We start from the raw sequence: 19,011 nt of genomic DNA, 5'->3' as shown, positions 1-19,011 counted from the left end.
GCGCATGCACTATGACCTGATCGTCATCGGAGGGGGAATTGTCGGATGCGCCATCGCCAAAGATGCGGCTCTCCGCGGCCTCTCCGTTCTTTTGATCGAAAAGCAAGACTTTGGATCGGGCGCCAGCACCAAAACATCTAAGCTGCTGCACGGAGGACTCCGCTACTTAGAAACGCTTGAGCTTAAGCTGGTCAGGGAATCAATGAGAGAGCGAAACGCTCTCTTGATAACCGATCCGTTTTTGGCAAAACCGCTCCGTTTTGTCCTTCCCGTCTATGCCGACTCCGACAAAAAAAGTTGGATGATCAACCTTGGTTTGAAGGTTTATGATCTGCTCTCTTGGGGATCGATAATGCCCCGCTCCAAACCACTCACTCCGGAAGAAAGTAACAATCTCTATCCTTTCTTGAAAAAGAAGGGGCTGAGGCAGTGTTTCCACTATTTCGACGGAGCCATGAAAGACAGTCGGATTCTGATTGAAACGTTGCTGGGAGCAAAAGAAGCTGGAGCCGCTCTTCTAAACTACACCCTCGTCACCGACTTTCTGTATCGCAACGGCAAAGTCGCCGGAGTGTGCTTCGAGAGTCAAAAACGCGGTCTGAAGGCAACCGCTACAGCGACAGCAGTGGTTGTAGCCGCAGGCAGCAGCGCTGATGAGGTGCGTTCGTTAAATCACGAGCAAGAACGCGTTGTCAGACGATCCAAAGGGGTTCATCTCGTTTTAAAAAAGCGAATCGCCGATGACGCGGTCATCATGACATCCCCGATCGATGGCAGAGTTTTTTTTCTTCTTCCCTGGGAAGGGAAAACGCTTCTTGGCACGACAGATACCGAACTTAGGGCCGGGGAGGAAGTGTTGGTTGAAAGAGAGGATATTCGCTACCTGCTCTCATCTGTCAACCACTACCTTGAAAACAATCCTCTTACCGAAGAAGATATCGCGAGTTCCTTTGCCGGTGTCCGCCCTCTGATTTTAGAACAAGGAAAAGACAGCTACACCTCCACTCGCAGCCTGAAGATGATCTCCTCTAAAAACGGACTTGTCACTGTTATCGGAGGAAAATACACAACCTTTCGCCGCATTGCCGAGAAGGTAGTCGATGCCCTCTATCGCTCTCATTTCCAAGGCCGTCCCTTTGTCTCCTGCATAACTTATGAGCGGCCGGTCGAATTAAGCCGCATGGCCATGCTGGCTGAGGTGGAGATGGCGGAAGCTATTGCATCGGGCTTTCACCTCGGCCTCGTGCAAGCGTTAAAATCGAGGTGGGGAAGCCGTTTTGCGCTCCCTTTGAAGGTCATATTAAGCTGCAAGGACAATCGAGTGCCAATCTGTCCGCATCACCCTGCGCTTGTCGGTGAGCTTTTGTATGCGGTCGAAAGCGAAGAGGTCTTCACGGCTTCCGACTGGATGGAAAGAAGGACTCCGTATGGTTACTTCGGTCTTTGCAGTCCAGAGTGCTTTTTGAGGATCGATCAGCTAATAGGAAAGCATCTCTAAGTTTGGCAGGGGGCCTTCGATTGAAAGATTGTAAGTCTCTATTCGGCGACTGTAATTTGTTTTTTTAGAATCAGGATTCTAATAGTCTGTAATTAAGGAGCTTGAAAATGCCGACAAAGCACGCAGAGAAGTCGAAAATTCCCTTTCAGGTCGTGGCGCACCGCGGTTTTAAAGCACACTATGCCGAGAACACCCTGATTTCTTTTGAAAAAGCGATCGAAGCCGGAGCTACCATGCTGGAGCTCGACGTGCGCATGACAAAGGATGAGGTGGTGGTGATATTGCACGACCCGACGCTATTGAGGTTGGGCGGCCATCGTCTGCATGTGTCGGAGATGAGCTGGGATGTGCTTAAAACCATTAACCTGATGGATAAAAAGGCGCGTCATTTACGCAGCGGATCGGTGCTCACCTTAGAGAAGCTGTTCGAAAGATTCGGCAATTCCGTCTATTACGATGTAGAAATTAAGACCTCAAAGCACCACCTCCTCTATCACAAACACCAGCTTTGCAGCCGCGTGATCGATCTGGTGGCACGTTTCGACCTGGATCATTTTGTCATGGCGACCTCTTTTGAACTCGATATCCTCCAATATCTTCACGATAACAACAACCTCCGCCTCGGCTATAACTTCAAGGGGGAGATGCCCGATCAGTGGCTCTTTGATAAATTGAAAAAAATCGATGCGAGACTCTGCCCTCATCACGCCTTAGTCACAGAAGAGAGTTTGCCCAAGTTCAAGGAGATGAAGTTCAAAGTCATTCCATGGGTCGTCAATGCAGAACGACGAATGCATGAGCTTCTGTACTGGGGAGTCGATGGCATCATTTCAGACAATCCCGAGAAGCTCGCCCGGCTGCTCGGACGGATCGGGAGTGCGTGAGAAAAACTCTTCTTTTTAAAAAAACGTTCGTATAGTGTTAAATTTCAATATTAAATTAACGTTTGCGACCGGTTTCTTTCATGAGTGTTTCTGCTGCCGAAAAGCGCCAGCTACTCACCCAAGTAAAGGCGAGTGGATCCATGTATACCAATACTTTGCACTCTATCGTTATTCAGAATATTTCTCCAAAACCGGAACCCTTTGGTCCCGCCAAAAGGGTGCTGCTCGAACAAGTCGAGGTGGAAGCCGATATCTTCACCGATCCGCACACTAAGCTGGAGGCGGATCTGATCGTTAAGGCTCCGGGCTTAAGAAAGACAACGAGAATTCCCTTCCACCCCCTGGTCAACGACAGATTCAAGGCAGTTTTTGTTCCGGACACTCCCGGAACGTACAGTTTCTTTGTCGAGGCGTGGGTGAACCCTGCAGCCCTATGGCAGGAAGATCTGAGAAAAAAGCAAGAAGCCAGGCTGGATTTGACTGTCGACCTTCAGATAGGAGCCGCTCTTCTAGTGGAGGTGGCCGATCTTCTGCCACCGGAGGAAAGCGTCAAGCTACTCCAGATCGCCAAAAAGTTAAGGGAACAGAAAGGCGCGGAAGCTGTTGCTTTCGATCCTGAGATCGCGCGTCTCGGCCGACTTGCAAGGCCAAAATCCCGGCAAGGGGTTTGCTCGCAAGAGCAAGAAGTGTTCGTCACAAGGAAAAAAGCTCTTTTTTCAACGTGGTACGAACTCTTTCCGAGATCCTGTTCGGGCACAATGAGGCACGGGACATTCAATGATGTCGTCGCCAAGCTTCCGAGAATATCCCGCATGGGTTTTGATGTCCTATACCTGCCGCCGATTCATCCGATCGGGAAGACGAAGCGCAAAGGGAAAAACAATGCCCTCACGGCTCTGCCGGATGATCCCGGCTCTCCCTGGGCCGTCGGCTCCCATGAGGGGGGACATGATGCTATCCAAAGAGAGCTCGGCACTCTAGCGGACTTCGAGAGGCTGGTCAAAGAGGCTGAGAGCCTTGGAATTGAGATCGCCCTTGACATTGCCCTGCAATGCTCTCCGGATCATCCGTACCTCAAAGAGCATCCCGAGTGGTTTTTAAAGAGGCCCGATGGGACATACCAGTACGCGGAGAACCCTCCCAAAAAATATGAAGACATCATTCCCTTCCATTTTACGGAAGACAATAAAGACACCCTGTTCAGGGAGATTTTGAGAATATTTCTTTTCTGGATGAAAAGGGGAGTGCGCATTTTCCGCGTCGATAACCCCCACACAAAGCCGTTTGCGCTCTGGGAGTATGTGATCGGCGAGGTGCGCAAGGTCGATTCCGGTGTTATCTTTTTGGCGGAAGCCTTCACCCGCCCTAAAATCATGCATCATCTGGCGCGCATCGGTTTTGACCAGTCCTATACCTACTTTACATGGAGAAACACCAAGTGGGAGCTGACGGAGTATCTGACGGAGCTGACAAAGACGGAGGCGAGGAATTACCTGCGTCCGAATTTTTTTGTCAACACGCCCGATATTCTTCCGGAATCGCTGCAATGGGGTGGCAGGGCCGCATTTCTAACGCGCCTCATCCTGGCCGCAACACTGTCTTCTTCCTATGGTATTTATGGGCCTGCGTTTGAGCAGATGCTCTCGGAAGCCGTACCGGGCAAAGAAGACTACATAGACTCGGAAAAATATGAGATCAAGCCCTGGGATTTTGAAAAGAAGGGCACTATCTCGGAGACCATTGAAATCGTCAACCGCATCCGCAAAGAAAACCCTGCTTTGCAAGCGACCGGCAACCTTGAGTTCTACGCAACAGACAATGACTATCTGCTCGCCTACGGAAAACAGGGGCCTCAAGGAGAGTCTCTTCTTATCGTGGTCAACTTAGACCACTATCACACACAGTCCGGCTATGTAACACTGCCCCTCATGCACCTTGGCATCCAAGAGAAAGAGCCTTATCTGGTCGATGATCTGTTGTCGGGTGAGAGGTATATCTGGGAAGGGGAGAGAAACTACATTCAGCTAAGCCCCCACCTCGTTCCGGCGCACATCTTTCGGATTCGCCCGAAGATGCTGAGGGAAAACAATTTCGATTACTTTATATGATGGACAAATCATGAAACAAGATCCGCTCTGGTTTAAACACGCTGTCTTCTACCAACTCCATGTGAAATGCTTCCGAGACTCCAATCACGACGGCATCGGAGATTTCAGGGGACTGACAGAAAAACTTGATCACATCCAAAATTTGGGCTGCAACGCCATCTGGCTCCAGCCTTTCTATCCGTCTCCTCTCAGGGACGATGGCTACGACATCGCGGACTACCATGCCATCCACCCTGATTACGGCACATTAAAAGACTTTAAGCTTTTTCTTAAAGAGGCCAAAGAGCGGGGAATCCGCGTCGTCACCGAGCTTGTCTTAAACCACACTTCTGACCAGCACGCCTGGTTTAAACGGGCAAGACTATCACCTAAGGGCTCGAAGTGGCGCAACTTTTATATCTGGTCGGAAGCTCCAGACAAGTACCTGGATTGCCGCATCATTTTCAAAGATTTCGAAACTTCCAACTGGGCCTTCGACCCAGTTGCCGACAGCTACTACTTCCATCGGTTTTACTCCCATCAGCCGGACTTGAACTATGACAATCCTGAAGTGCACCAAGAGATTTTCAAGATCGTGGATTTCTGGCTCGGCATGGGCGTCGACGGCCTGCGCCTCGATGCTGTTCCCTACCTCTACAAGCGCGAAGGAACCGACTGCGAAAACCTGCCCGAGACACACGCCTTTCTGAAGAAATTAAGAAGCTATATCGACTCCAAGTACGAAAACAAAATGCTGCTTGCAGAAGCCAACCAGTGGCCGGAACAGGCATGCCTCTATTTTGGAGAGGGCGATGAGTGTCATATGGCGTTTCACTTCCCTGTGATGCCAAGGCTGTTTATGGCCATACACAAGGAAGATCGTTTTCCGATCATCGACATTTTAGACCAGACACCGACGCCTCCCGCAGTGTGCCAATGGGCCATGTTCTTGCGCAACCACGATGAGCTCACCCTTGAGATGGTGACCGATGAAGAGCGGGATTACATGTGGCGCGTCTATGCCAAAGATCCCCGAGCCCGCATCAACTTAGGGATTCGCAGAAGACTGGCGCCTCTCATGGAAAATGACCGTCAGAAAATCGAACTCATGTTCACGCTGCTGCTCTGTCTCCCGGGATCTCCCGTCATTTATTATGGCGATGAGATTGGGATGGGTGACAATTACTACCTGGGCGACCGTAACGGTGTGCGCACACCGATGCAGTGGAACAACGACCGCAATGCCGGTTTCTCCGATGGCGATCCGCAAAAACTCTACCTCCCTCTGATCATCGACCCCAAATACCATCATGCACATGTTAACGTAGAAAATGAGGAACAATCGCCCTCTTCGCTTCTTTCCTGGATTAAGACGGTTATAGCCATCCGTCAGGCTCATCCAGCCTTCGGTTCGGGCACTTTGAAATTCGTGGACGCGAAAAACCCGAAAGTTCTGGCTTTTGTCCGCGAATATGATGGGGACGCTATCTTGGTTGTCGTCAATCTCTCCAGGTTCTCGCAATACGTCGAGATAGATCTTGCCGACTGGAAGGGATCGATTCCCGTCGATCTTTTCAGCCACAACAACTTTGCCAACATCACAGCTGCGGACTACGGACTGACTCTGGGACGCTATGGATATTTCTGGCTTGCCCTGGAGCCTGCTAAAATGCGAACAAGCAGCCATGAAGAACCCATCGGACATAAATTCTCATTGGAATCGAGCTGGGATGAGGTGTTAAAAAAGGAAAACCGCACTCTCATGCTAAAGGAGAGCCTGCCTCAGTTTCTTTCCAAGCAACGATGGTTTCGCTCGAAGGGCAAACCGATTAAGAAGGTGCAGATACAAGATGAAGTCAAATTCGGCAATGCCAAAATCTTGAATGTGGGGGTTTCTTTCCTGGATGACCAGCAGGAAAACTATCAGCTCCCGGTCACTTTCATCCCTGCATCCGAGCTGACCCAATTAAAAAAGGAAGCTCCCAACTCCATCATCGCAGAGATTGAGGTTGCCGGCGAGCGCGGCGCCCTTGCTGACGCCGTCTATCAGAAAGAGTTCAGAACATCGCTGTTAGATGCATTGATCCGCAAATCGACTATGGTCAGCCAGTCAGGCGAAGTGTTTTCTGAGAGCATCGCCAAGCTCAGGAAGACCTTTCTCGATAGAAAGGAAGTGGAGTCGTCTCTGATGACCATGGAACAGTCCAACACATCCATCAATTACGGCGACAGTGTCATTCTGAAGCTTTACAGACGGATTGAAGAGGGAACCAACCCCGATTTTGAGCTGGTGCGCCATCTGACCGAAAAAAGCGGTTTTGGACACGTGCCGGAATACTTAGGAGGAATCGAGTGGAAAGTCGGTCCCAGCCCCAAGTCGCAAATAGCACTGGCGCAGCGATTCATCGAAAAAGGCACCTCGGCCTGGGATTTTACGTTGCAAGAGATGGAAACGAAATTTCCTGAGCTGGAGGAAAAAACCCAAGAGATTCTCAAGAGGAGCGACAGCCCTGAAAGGAAGAGGGCGCTTGTCAAAGCAGAGGCGGAAAGGGTCTTTAAAGACTACCTCAAGCTAGCTGATCTGCTCGGAGAGAGAACAGCGGGGCTCCATCTGGCTTTCTCATCCGATAATGAGAGTCCTGAGATGGTGCCGGAGTCCTTCTCGATGCTGTATCAAAAGTCGCTCTACCAGGCAATGCGTACGCAGACGAAGAAAACTCTGGAGCTGTTGAAGGAAAGGATCTCCTCCCTCAAGCCCGACGAGGCTGAACTTGCCAGAAAGGTTTTGCACTGCGAAGAGAGCATCCTCACCATTTTAAAAAGGTTGGAGACCAGACGCTTTTCCGCACACAAAATCCGCATCCACGGTGATTTACACCTTGGCCAGATTATATGCACCGGCTCTGATGCCCTGATCATCGATTTTGAAGGGGAGCCTGCACTGCCTCTCGGCGAGAGAAGGCTTAAGCGTCCGGTGATTCAGGATATCGCCGGTATGGTGAGGTCTTTTGACTATGCGCTGACACACTTCATCATCAGCCGTGGTAAAACCAAAAATGAAGCGGCCACCTCCGCTAAGGACGCGCTCTCTTTAGCGCTTAGGGAAAGATTTACACAAAGCTACCTCAATGCCATCAAAGGAGCTAAAACGCCGCTTGTACCGGATAATCCCACGGAGCTTTCTATCCTGATGAACGCCTTCCTTCTCAACAAAGCTATCTACGAGATTGGCTACGAGATCCGAAACCGTCCGGACTGGATCCAGATACCCATGCAGGGACTCTTGAATATCCTCAAGGAGATGCGTTAATGCAGGAGACAGCCCCCATGTCGCTCATGACAGATTCCGATATCCATCTATTTAAAGAAGGAAAGCACTTCAGGCTCTACGAAAAGCTTGGGTCGCGGGTTGTTTCTGTCGATGGTGTCAAGGGGGTGCTCTTTGCTGTCTGGGCTCCAAACGCCAAGAGCGTATCGGTTATCGGGGATTTCAACGGATGGAACGGAAACAAAAATCCTCTATTTCCCCGTTGGGACAGCTCCGGAATTTTTGAGGGATTCATCCCCCACATAGGACAGGGAGCGCTCTATAAATACAGGATAGTCTCCAGGGAGCGGGGGGCTGTCTTAGAAAAGAGCGACCCGTTTGCCTTTTTATCCGAAGCGCCTCCAAAAACCGCCTCGGTTGTGACCGATCTGTCTTATGAGTGGGATGAGGAAGAGTGGGAAGAAGAGAGAAGGCAGCGTAACGCGCTCGCAGCTCCCATGTCCATTTACGAAATGCACCTCGGTTCCTTCAGGAAAAATCCTGAAGAGGGCGGCCGCTCATTAACATACCGCGAGATGGCTGATTTCCTCCCGGGCTACATCAACGAAATGGGCTTTACCCACGTGCAGTTCATGCCGGTGATGGAACACCCTTTCGAGGGCTCCTGGGGCTATCAGACGGTCGGATACTTTGCCCCGACCAGCCGTTTTGGCACTCCTCAAGATTTTATGTTCCTCATCGAGACACTCCACCGGAGCGGTATTGGAGTCATTCTCGACTGGGTTCCCTCGCATTTTCCATCGGATGAACATGGCCTCTATCGCTTTGACGGCACCCATCTGTTCGAGCATGAAGACCCCCGCCTGGGGTTTCATCCCGACTGGAAGAGCCATATCTTCAACTATGGCCGCCACGAAGTGCGCTCCTTTCTGATCTCTTCGGCGCTCTTCTGGCTCGACAAGTACCATGTCGACGGGATTCGGGTGGATGCTGTGGCCTCCATGCTGTACCTGGACTATTCGCGAAAAGAAGGGGAGTGGATCCCCAACCTTTACGGCGGCAGGGAAAATCTGGATGCCATCCGGATGATCAAAGACTTAAATGAAGCGATTTACCTCTACTACCCTTATGCCCAGACGATCGCCGAGGAGTCCACGGCGTGGCCGATGGTATCGCGTCCGACCTACCTAGGGGGCTTGGGTTTTGGCATGAAGTGGAACATGGGCTGGATGCACGACACGCTCTGCTATTTTAAGCTCGATCCCGTGCACCGGAGGTATCACCACAACGAGCTTCTCTTCAGCATGATCTATGCCTACACCGAAAATTTCATGCTTCCTCTCTCTCATGACGAGGTTGTCCATGGCAAAGGCTCGCTTCTTGCCAAGATGCCGGGCGATGACTGGCAAAAATTCGCTAATTTACGGCTTCTGTTTGGATATATGTACACCCATCCGGGAAAAAAATTGCTGTTCATGGGCTCGGAGATCGCCTCCTTCAGCGAGTGGAACCACAGCCAGAGCCTCGATTGGCATCTTTTGCAGTATGACCGACATGTCGGGATCAAGCGTTGGCTGATGGATTTAAACCGCGTATACAAAGAGGAGAAGGCCCTGTTTGAGCTGGACTTTAGCCACGAGGGTTTCGAGTGGATTGATATCGCCGATAGCAACAGCAGCGTTATCAGCTTTTATCGAAAGGGAAAAAATGAAGCGGACTCTCTCATTGCGGTACTCAACTTCACTCCGATCCCTCGGACAAATTACCGCATCGGGGTTAAAGAGAAAGGGTATTACCAAGAAATTCTCAACAGCGACTCCACCTACTATGGCGGTTCCGACTGCGGCAATTTCGGAGGTGTGGAGGCAAAGCCCATCCATGTCCATGGCAAAGAGTGGAGCATCAGCCTTTCGCTGCCTCCTCTTTCTCTCATTTTGCTTAAGAGGCAATAAGAGACTGTCCACTTCAGAGAGACTTTCGGTATAAGACGAAATCTGTCACAATAGGTGAAAAAAATAGTCACCTATGCACTTACCCCGTCCTCTACAACTGGCCATCGAAAAGGCCGCAGATACAGCACAATTTAAACAACTCTCGACTGCCCGTGAAGAGCTGACGCGCCGCTACCAGCAGCCAGCCAAAGGGCAGTTCATGACAACAAAGGCAGAGCGCCTCTCTTATCTGATATCCCGCATGCCGGCGACTTTTGCGGCAGTTTCAAAAGCTTTGGAATCCATCCGCGAAAGGGCAAATCTGTCTATCCGCTCGCTTGCCGATCTGGGGGCTGGACCAGGGACTGCTTCATGGGCGTTTGCTGAATATTTCCCTGAACTTGAGGAATTTAATCCGGTGGAAATGGATCGGGAGCTGCAATTGATTGGTAAACAACTTGCGCAGTCGAGTGACAGGGAAGGGTTGAGGCGCGCTGTCTGGCAAGAGTCCAATTTGGAAAAGGTGGAATCCCTGCCCCCGGCAGATGCGGTCGTTTTTTCCTATTCAGTGGGCGAGCTTAAGCAAGAAATTCTTCTCCCCCTTATCGATCGGGCGTGGGAGTCTGCCGGGCAGCTGCTGCTGATCGTAGAACCGGGCACCCCTGCCGGGTTTGAAAGAATCCGCTCCATTCGACAGCACTTGATCGATAAGGGGGCGTTTCTGATTGCCCCATGTCCTCACCCCGGGGCCTGTCCGATGACCGGTAGCGATTGGTGCCATTTCGCGGCCCGGGTCGAACGCTCCTCGCTTCACCGCCGCATCAAGGGGGGGACGATGGGTTTTGAGGATGAAAAATTTTCATATGTCGCTGCTGTTAAACAATCTGTGATATTACCCGGATCCCGGATACTTGCCGGTCCAGAGATTCACTCAGGGCATGTGACACTCAAGCTGTGCACTCTAGAAGGGCTGAAGCGCGAGACAATCTCCAAAAAGAGAGGCGAACTCTACAAGCTCGCCCGCAAAGCCGAGTGGGGAAGCTCTCTGCCTTAAAGACCAATCCCGTTTGCGCGCACCTTTTAATTCAACAATATGAGACACTTGCGTCAATCCTTCCTATTTCACATGTCTTTTTTGGCTCGTAAGAAAGTTAATGTGGTAATAGCCTTACAACCACTTGTGTGATAATGAACTTAAACAATAGATGTTAAAATTATAAACACTTTCAACTGCTTATAAATATTTTTAAATATATAATAGGAGTTATCTGTTTAGCTAAGGAGGGCAAGTATGCTCATACCTAACGCGAGTGTTGTGCGGGGAATTTACGAAAGCCACGATTACCTGAGCTATCCTGAAATGACCAAAGCGCTCGATGCGGCGCTGAAAGATCCCACCCGGCCTATCGAAGTTCCCAATAACTTTTTAAATAAAAAAGCCGAGAGCCAAGGATTTTTCTCCGGACTGCTCAGCAAAATTGCCACTAAATGGCAGGGAGCTATGATCAGCCTAAAGTGCGCTCTCAGCAAGGAGTACTCCGTCAAGTTCAACCGCGCAGTCAAACAAATTGAGACCGCCTACTCAAAGAAGATCTCCGATATCAGCAATCTGGCGCAGATCATCATGTGCAGTAAGGAGCCCATCGAAAGCACGAAGGAGATAGTCTACAAATTACAAGGGCGGATCAAAGAGTTGGAAGAGTCCGTTGAAGAAGATGAGATGTCGCTCAAAGAGATGATCGAAGCTAAAAATCTGATTATTGATGATGCAAGGGCTCTACTCAAACTGCAATCCGAGCCGCAAGAGGACACGAACTTTTTCTGGAAATTCATCGGCTTTTTCACTCCTCAAAAAACCGATCCCGCCAAAGCTCTGATGGAGGAAATCAACGACATCGATGCTTCGTTCCCGACGGGCAACATCTCCGAAGATCTCATTGAAGCCTACGAGAGAGAACAAGTCGAAAACTCACAGCTGCTCACCAGCATCCAACTCAAGAAGAGACACATCACCCATGTTCAACAGCTATTAGTAAAAGAGCAAGAGCTGCTTGTAGAGGCGCAGGCTCTTTTGAAAAAGGCGGCGGCTCAAATATCCAAGGCAGCTCAAGATATCGAGCGGCTGCAGCTGGAAGACTATTTTGACGAAGACGATCTCGAGGTTCCTGACATTTCTCTAGATTCAGCCGCACCCATGACGCCAAAGGAACTGACGCCCCAGGAGAAAATGATGGAAGATATCGGCAAGGATATCAGCACCAAGACTGGAGTCAAAGAGCTTTCAACGCTGTTTAAACTGCTGCTTGGACGATTTCCTGAAGACGCGGTCAAAAACTGGAATTGCGATGACCAGGGGAAATTCTCACTGGAGCTGAAACAGTGTTATCAACTTTGGATACCGGGTGGAAGCCTTCCCGGGGGGGCGGTGTTACTGTTTGGCGATCCCGGTAGTGCGCTCATCAAGGGTAAACTGGAAAAGAACAAATTCACCTTCGAGAGCGGCATCAGCAGCTATGTAAAAGTGTTTCCTCTCGGCTTCATCAGTCCTACCCTGGATACGATTCATTTCCAGGATAAGACCGATATCGCTCTGTCAGGAGCCTATCTTGGACAATCTGAGACCAAGCATAAAACCTTCACTCAGCTGAAAAGTGATTGGGGCTCGAAGGGATCGATGGTTCCTACCGATTACCCGGGAGGGTATCAAAAGTTCCTGCAAGATAAGATAGCCGAGGGCTAAACGCCCTCATTTTCTCTAGCCGTGAAGAGAGTACAAGCAGGCTTCGATTCCGGTTATCCAACGTCTACATCCATCTCATCATTGTCAGAGGCTTCAACTTTTTGATAGATGTAAAACTTTTCACCTTCGTATCCGTGTCTTTTTCCTCTGATGGCCTTACTGACGTAGGAAAGATCTGTGATGTGTTTGAGCTTTGATTGCATATTAGCTTTCAGAAGATCACAGATTTTTTTATCACCAATTTTGGTGGTGGAAAATTGGATAGCGACGATGCCTTGATTGCGCACTCCTTTTTTAGCCTGATCTACAAGTTTGTAGAGAAAGTTATTCACCCACTCGTCAATCTCCGGGTACCTGGCAGTGGACTGGGTGTTCCCGTGGTCTTTATATTTCTCATAATCGAAAAAAGGCGGAGAGGTGATCATCAAATCGCTTGGCACGCCATCAACTATCAGCTCTTCTTCGCTGAGATCTTCCATGGGTTTGTCGTATAATTTGCAGGTAAATTGATAAGGCTCTCCCATCTCCCGGTCAAGCACTTTGAGACATGCGTCAAATATGTTTTTGTAGCGAGGTGTTAAATCCTTGTTGGGATCGGTGCCGATATAGCGGACAACTTTAAATTGTTTGGCTGCCGCCATCGCGCCAACAAGCCTGTCTCCCCAACCCGTACAGAGATCTAATATTCTTGTGATATTGCCTGCCACGTTAGATTGCTTTAAGTAGTTCAAGACATCAAAAACGGCTGCCGGCCGAAATTGGCCGGGAGCGTTCATTAAAAAATCGTTCGTAATTAGAGGTAGCCCGAGGCAGAGGTAGGGGGCTTTCCCCTGAGCGTGATACTTAAAAATTTTGGTGATTTTCTTCCAGCGGAGTTTCTCATCTTCCCATTTTTTGGATGGAGACTTGTCTATTCCTGTGGATGCTTTGATGCGCTCTTCGTTCATGTAGAAAGCCGACATCTTCAGGCCTGCTTGCATCCCGGTGTATGTCCTGGTAAAATCATAGTTTCCAAGATTGAGCAACAATTTAAAACTCTCGGCTGCAACATCTGCGGTGATCACGGGATTGGAGCGGCATTGGCCGTTGTGCAAGTGTGGTAGTTTGTATTGATGCTTGGTGATTTCATCTGAAAGAAGCTCTCCAATCCGCTCATAGAACGCCTCCTTCTCCTCTTGGGTGACATCCAGTGTTTCATTCAGCTTTTTCTGCATCCAACTTTTCAGTGCGTCGAAATCGAGGGAATACACACCGTCACCTTTTGTTTTAGGGAACGTGAAGCCCTTAACCATCGCCTCGATTTTTTCCTCAACACTATTAAAAACTTGAGCGACCTCTCTTGTCTTCGGAGGAGGATTGATGCCGGCGAGCGCTGTAGGGTTTAGCCCTCTCCAAGGGCCCATGCCCCCCATCAGCGGTTGAGTTTGAGGCAGATTCAGGGAGGCAAAGCCGCGCAAGGGAAGTTGATTTTCCAATGCATTGGAAGAAATACGAGGGATAGGCGCAGAGAATTTTCTCGGCTCAATGCATTCACTATGCATGGCGGCAGAGAAATCAAATTTTTGCCTTTTTAAGGGAGAGGCTCTCTCCTCCTCTGCAAAGTCCCGTTCCCTGACGCGTGCAGGGAGGGGGGGAGAGCAGATTTCCATCATTGTCGGATAAGGGTAGATGCGCAGGGGAGGCAGCAGATTTTGAAAAATCGGAACCGCTCCCGCCGGTAGCGAACTTTTCCCGATCGTTGATACGAAACGTTTTTGTAGCACGGGAGGAGGTATTTCCCGCGGGTAGGTATTTTCCTGGTTTTGTTTCTCAAAAGCAACCGTAGGAGGTATTTCCCGGGGATGGCTATTTATCTGATTTTGTTTCTCATAAGGAACCGTAGGAGGCACTTCCCGCGGGTTGCTATTTTCCTGCTTCTTCTGAGGACCGGGAGCTAATAATTCAGCCCTGATTTCTTTTAATGTTCGGCATTTTTGGCAGGAACCGCATTCGTTGTCAGGGGTGTCTTCCCCCTTTTTTCTGTTCGTGTTTTGCCAGTGTTTGAAATGTTGCATGGAGGCAAAGCAGGAGGAAACGAGTTTGGACAAGGCAGCCTGTTCGCTGCTGAGTAGCTCAGCGACGTACTGCTTTTTTGTGTCGAAAGGAATGCAGAGGTTGTGCGGTCCGATCAGTTTCTCGGCATATTGCTTAAAGAGATTGAAAGCCGTTATCGTATCAGAAAAATGAATTGCTTGCGGCGACTTATCTGCCGCAAAAAGAATTGTCCCGCACTCATGTTTTTGCATGTAGGGGAGGGATATCAGCCAGATGTATTGGTTTTTAGCGGGATTTTCCTGAAGATTTTTAATTTTCTCCCGATATCCTTTGATCTTGCGGCAATTTACAGGGTGTTTCACCACGATAAGCCTGTCGCGCAGTCCTAGGGCGTTGCAGATATTTTCAACGGCCGTCATTTCACGCGCCCCCGAAGCGGGATTGAGCATGTAGACATGCAGCGGATAGATATGCATTCCCTGGCGCTTAGCCCAGATAAGGGCGGCTGTGCTGTCCGTCCCTCCCGAGAAGGGGATGATAACGCGGTTTTTAATAAGCGGCACCACCCGAGGAGTCGCGTCCATCTCTCTGCCTTCGATGATATTTTCGGTCGGCAGGCCATGGTGTTGGCAAAGAGCCTTGGCATACTCAAGCTGCCCAGGCGGAACTTCCATAGCCTCGGGTAAAGTCGCGTAATTTTCATACATCCGAATCGCTCGGGAGTTGTCCAGATTAGCGATTGTTGATCTATTAGCCGATGGGAATGTTATATTCATGAATATCCAAACCTTTTTAAATTAAAAAAAGAGGAGGATGAGCTTTTCTTTAATTTATTTCAATAAGATACGATAGTTAACAAAAGCGACTCTATTTGATGAATATAAATATATTGTATGGTGTAAATTGTAGTCTTTTTGTCTATCGCAGGTTTATCAGCGCGCTAGTGAGTTGGAAAACAAACTCTGTAGGGCTAAGCGGGCACTGAGACGCTCACGGTGCTAATCGGCGAGCGCCTTCAGAAGAAGGGATGAGTAGGATTTTAAAAGCACTCTTCCTGTAGCAATCACGGGGGCATCCGTTTCATGAAAAAAATCATCGGGAGGTGCATTGGCGGTGTTGACAATTACATACCAGCGCCACCCGGTAGGCAGGGATGGTAGATGCACCGTAGCGTCGTAGTCATGAGCGTTGAAAGCGACATAAAGATGCTCTCCTTGGAGAGAGTCTTTGAGTGTAAAGGCCAAAAATTGGGTCTCTTCCTGCCAATTGGGATTGTGAGGCTCGCGCGAGTGCCAGTCGATATCTTCTGGAGTCAGAAACTCTCCTTTATTCAACACAGCATGCCTCTTTCTGAAATGGATCAGCCCTTTTGTAAACCGATAGAATGGGTTGCCTTTGATTGAGCTCCAATCAAGCCAGTTCAGTTCATTGTCTTGGCACCAGGTGTTGTTGTTGCCTTTTCTTGTAAGACCTATCTCATCTCCCATGTGTAGCATGGGGATGCCTTGAGAAATCATTAATGCTAAATGGAGATTCCGCATCTGCCGGGATCGCAGGGCGATTATGGCTTTATCCTTTGTCTCTCCCTCCACCCCGCAATTCCAACTGTTGGTGCTGGGGTTGCCGTCCAGGTTGTTCTCTCCGTTCGGCGTGTTGTACTTTTGATTGTAAGACACCAGGTCTCTCAAACTTAAGCCATCATGGGAGGTGATATAGTTAAGGGAAGCCAGGGGAGAGCGGCCATTGAAAATATCCTGAGAGCCGGATATACGGCTTGCAAACTCTTGATTGACGCTCTTGTCGCCTTTGATAAATCTTTTGACAATGTCCCGATATTTATCGTTCCACTCGCTCCAGCGGTCTTCGGAAGGGTAGAAATTACCAAGGCGATAAAGGCCGGCGGAGTCCCATGGCTCGGCTATCAGCTTCAAATCGGAAAGAAGAGGGTTTTCTGAGATGGCTTCGATCAGTGGGGGGGAATCCAATACCTCAGTGTGTGTACCGCGCGCGAAAACTGCGGCGAGATCAAAGCGGAATCCATCGACGTGCATCTCGCGCGCCCAGTAGTTTAAGCATACCAGAATAAACTCCCTCACCATCGGATGATTGCAGTTCATCGTATTGCCGCATCCACTGTAGTTTTGGAAATGGAGTTTGGGATCAAGATGGTAGTAGACCGCTATGTCAACGCCTTTAAACGAAAGGACAGGGCCTAATTCGTTTCCTTCGGCAGTGTGGTTAAAGACGACATCAAGAATGACTTCGATGCCATTTTTATGCAGCTCCCTGACCATGAATTTAAATTCCTCTTCCGCCTGGCAGTAACCGTCTTTTGTCGCAAAACGGTTGCAGGGGGAGAAGAAATTGACTGTGGAATACCCCCAATAGTTGTAGAGACGCTCTCCGTTAATGGGGTTGAAGCGGTGGTATTCACATTCGTTGAACTCTTGAACGGGCAGAAGCTCGACAGCGTTCACACCAAGATCAAGCAGATAAGGAATCTTTTCGACAACTCCCAGGAAAGTACCGGGGTGCTTAACCTTGCTTGAAGGGTGCTGGGTGAAGCCCCTGACATGCATCTCGTAGATGACCAGGTCTTTTCGAGGAATCTGCAGTTGCTTGTCCCCCTGCCAGTCAAACTCCTTGTGAGCGCGGACGAGACCTAAAGGGCGGTAGTTGTCGTTGGAGCCCCAAGCGGAGGGCGTATTGACAGCCCTTGCATAGGGATCGAGGACTAACAAATCCTGTTCCGGCAAAAGCTTGGCCGCCTTGCTTTTCTGACGCACCCGGAAGCCATAGCACATTTGTGGGGGAAGGTCTTCGACAAAAATGTGCCAGATATCACCTGTTTTATTGATTTTCGGGTTTAGCTTGATTTCGGCAACGAGATCATTGGTCTCCCCTGAGAAGAGACAAAGTGTTACGGCATCGGCATGTTTTGAGTAGAGCGTAAAGTTTACCCCCTCTTCTCGCTCTTGAACGCCAAGCGGCAGGGGGCTCCCTTCAGCAGTTTTGAATTTGTAGCTCATCTCTCTCCCGTTAAAACTGCTTTCACCATCTTTTTAAGCGACTTATCTAAAGCGATTCTTTCAACAGGCTCTTTGAAGCGCACTCTCCAGTTCAATGCTCTTCTGTCGTTGGCCGGATCATTGATGCGGGCGGATTCTTCGCTCTCAAAGAAAAGCGGCGAAGTTTCAGGAAAATATTCCTGGAGGGGATTGATGTGAAACAGGCTGCTGCCCCCGTGCGAGAGCCTGAGCACTGCTTCGCGCATCTGATCATCATACCGCTCACTGTAGAGGATGGAGTTGGCTTCAGCAAAAGCTTGTGCTGCCAGTTTATTGGATTCCCACCAGCTTTTCATCGTCTCCGTATCATGTGTCGCGATGGTTGCCATGCTCATGGCAGGATAGGACGAAACCGGCGTGAAAATGGGGTTGACGGGATCTGTAAATTCCCAGCGTAGAACTTTAGTTCCAGGCACTCCCAGTTGCTGCAAAGTAGAGCGCACCTCTTGCGGGACCGTTCCTAAGTCTTCAGCGATGGGAAGCAGTGGACATTCATTTAGAAAAGAACGGATGACTTTTGTCCCGCGAGGAATCCAAAGGCTCTCATCCCGAGGGACAAAGAAGCCTTGCGTCGGCTTTTCTCCGGGAGGCACTCCCCAAATTCTGAAAAGCCCCACAACATGATCGAGTCGGTACAGATGGTATATTCCCGCCACAACCTCCAGCCTCTCTTTCCACCATGCCAGGATTTTATCTTGTGCTCTGTCCCAGTCATAAAGTGGAAAGCCCCAGTTCTGCCCGTCTTTGCAATAGGTATCGGGAGGGGCTCCTGCAGTCAGATCGATTCGGAAAAGGTCTTCATTCAAGACAACGTCAGCGCTTCTTTCCGCAATTAAGATAGGAACATCCCCTTTGATGAGGATGCCTTTTGCTTCGGCATAGTCGCGCACCTCGCTCATCTGCTGAAAGCAGAGGTACTGAACAAACGCGTGATAATCCGCATCTTCAAGAAGGGCGTTATTCACCTCTATCTTTCCTTCGCCGAGCGCCTCATCCCCTCGCATTCTGATGGCTTTATACAGGGAGAAGCCCTCAAGCCAGGGATGCAGGTCTAAGAACTTCTGATAGCGCCCGCTTTGCATAAACGCCCGCCCTTCCTGCTCGAAAAGGTCGCGCAAGAAAGCCTCTTTCATTTTCATCACAGAGGGGTAATCGATAGCACCCCTGTTGATGCTTTTTTTTATCCGCCCACCGTCAAAACCTCTGAGCGCGCTTAGTGAGAGATGAATGGGGTTGAGGGCAAAGGCGGATACGGCGGAGTAGGGGCTTGCCTCTCCCTGGGTGTCATTTAGCGGCAGCAGTTGGATGATGTTAAATCCAACCTCCTGGCACCAGTCGATCAGAGGAAGCAAATCGAGATATTCTCCGACCCCTGTGCTTTTTTCGCTCCACAGGGAAAAGAGCGGCACGGCAATTCCATGATGATGCCGAAAACCGATTGTTTCCCATTGTTTCTTCGCTGCAAGGTCTTTGGGCAGTGTCATCTAAAGTTCCAGTGCTG

General features: G+C 49.7%; 10 protein-coding genes. 7 read left to right on the top strand and 3 right to left on the bottom strand.

Annotated elements, in window-relative coordinates; genetic code table 11:
- The first annotated feature begins 4 nt into the window (after positions 1-4).
- From ELAC_RS04460 to ELAC_RS04430, 7 genes are all read left to right on the top strand, one after another.
- Positions 5-1,498, top strand: a complete 1,494-nt coding sequence (locus ELAC_RS04460; protein WP_098038075.1) for a glycerol-3-phosphate dehydrogenase/oxidase — start codon at positions 5-7, stop codon at positions 1,496-1,498.
- A gap of 107 nt (positions 1,499-1,605) precedes the next feature.
- A complete protein-coding gene (locus ELAC_RS04455) occupies positions 1,606-2,382 on the top strand; it encodes a glycerophosphodiester phosphodiesterase (protein WP_098038074.1) in 777 nt (258 codons plus the stop codon).
- Positions 2,383-2,462: 80 nt separating this feature from the next.
- Positions 2,463-4,490, top strand: a complete 2,028-nt coding sequence (locus ELAC_RS04450; protein WP_239414362.1) for an alpha-1,4-glucan--maltose-1-phosphate maltosyltransferase — start codon at positions 2,463-2,465, stop codon at positions 4,488-4,490.
- A gap of 10 nt (positions 4,491-4,500) precedes the next feature.
- Complete coding sequence (gene treS / locus ELAC_RS04445) at positions 4,501-7,779, top strand: maltose alpha-D-glucosyltransferase (RefSeq protein WP_098038072.1); 3,279 nt, start codon at positions 4,501-4,503, stop codon at positions 7,777-7,779.
- Positions 7,779-9,689, top strand: coding sequence for a 1,4-alpha-glucan branching protein GlgB (gene glgB / locus ELAC_RS04440; RefSeq protein ID WP_098038071.1), 1,911 nt, complete (start codon positions 7,779-7,781; stop codon positions 9,687-9,689). Before treS ends, glgB begins: the two co-directional genes overlap by 1 nt.
- 73 nt (positions 9,690-9,762) lie before the next feature.
- Positions 9,763-10,722: a small ribosomal subunit Rsm22 family protein gene (locus ELAC_RS04435; RefSeq protein ID WP_098038070.1), complete on the top strand. Its 960-nt coding sequence runs from the start codon at positions 9,763-9,765 to the stop codon at positions 10,720-10,722.
- A gap of 237 nt (positions 10,723-10,959) precedes the next feature.
- On the top strand, positions 10,960-12,408 hold the full coding sequence (locus ELAC_RS04430) for a hypothetical protein (RefSeq protein WP_098038069.1): 1,449 nt from the start codon (positions 10,960-10,962) through the stop codon (positions 12,406-12,408).
- 53 nt (positions 12,409-12,461) lie between these two features.
- Here ELAC_RS04430 and ELAC_RS04425 read toward each other — a convergent pair whose 3' ends face one another.
- The 3 genes from ELAC_RS04425 to ELAC_RS04415 form a co-directional block, all read right to left on the bottom strand.
- Entirely contained in the window at positions 12,462-15,218 is a 2,757-nt protein-coding gene (locus ELAC_RS04425) for a 7-cyano-7-deazaguanine synthase (RefSeq protein WP_098038068.1), read from the bottom strand.
- A 222-nt stretch (positions 15,219-15,440) separates the two neighbouring features.
- Entirely contained in the window at positions 15,441-17,471 is a 2,031-nt protein-coding gene (locus ELAC_RS04420; protein WP_098038067.1) for a glycogen debranching protein, read from the bottom strand.
- On the bottom strand, positions 17,468-18,994 hold the full coding sequence (locus tag ELAC_RS04415; protein ID WP_098038066.1) for a 4-alpha-glucanotransferase: 1,527 nt from the start codon (positions 18,992-18,994) through the stop codon (positions 17,468-17,470). The genes ELAC_RS04420 and ELAC_RS04415 overlap by 4 nt, the downstream gene beginning before the upstream one ends.
- Positions 18,995-19,011: the final 17 nt, after the last annotated feature.

Source organism: Estrella lausannensis, from assembly GCF_900000175.1.
In the GTDB taxonomy this organism is placed as follows: Bacteria; Chlamydiota; Chlamydiia; order Chlamydiales; family Criblamydiaceae; genus Estrella; species Estrella lausannensis.
The sequence above is the reverse complement of the archived record's forward strand: the minus strand, read 5'-3'. Positions and strand labels throughout refer to the sequence as shown.

Bases quoted from the DNA above. Each gene is read 5' to 3' on its own strand.
- treS (WP_098038072.1), top strand. From the start codon at position 4,501: ATGAAACAAGATCCGCTCTGGTTTAAACACGCTGTCTTCTACCAACTC.
- ELAC_RS04430 (WP_098038069.1), top strand. From the start codon at position 10,960: ATGCTCATACCTAACGCGAGTGTTGTGCGGGGAATTTACGAAAGCCAC.
- glgB (WP_098038071.1), top strand. From the start codon at position 7,779: ATGCAGGAGACAGCCCCCATGTCGCTCATGACAGATTCCGATATCCAT.
- ELAC_RS04455 (WP_098038074.1), top strand. From the start codon at position 1,606: ATGCCGACAAAGCACGCAGAGAAGTCGAAAATTCCCTTTCAGGTCGTG.
- ELAC_RS04460 (WP_098038075.1), top strand. From the start codon at position 5: ATGCACTATGACCTGATCGTCATCGGAGGGGGAATTGTCGGATGCGCC.
- ELAC_RS04450 (WP_239414362.1), top strand. From the start codon at position 2,463: ATGAGTGTTTCTGCTGCCGAAAAGCGCCAGCTACTCACCCAAGTAAAG.
- ELAC_RS04415 (WP_098038066.1), bottom strand. From the start codon at position 18,994: ATGACACTGCCCAAAGACCTTGCAGCGAAGAAACAATGGGAAACAATC.
- ELAC_RS04420 (WP_098038067.1), bottom strand. From the start codon at position 17,471: ATGAGCTACAAATTCAAAACTGCTGAAGGGAGCCCCCTGCCGCTTGGC.
- ELAC_RS04425 (WP_098038068.1), bottom strand. From the start codon at position 15,218: ATGAATATAACATTCCCATCGGCTAATAGATCAACAATCGCTAATCTG.
- ELAC_RS04435 (WP_098038070.1), top strand. From the start codon at position 9,763: ATGCACTTACCCCGTCCTCTACAACTGGCCATCGAAAAGGCCGCAGAT.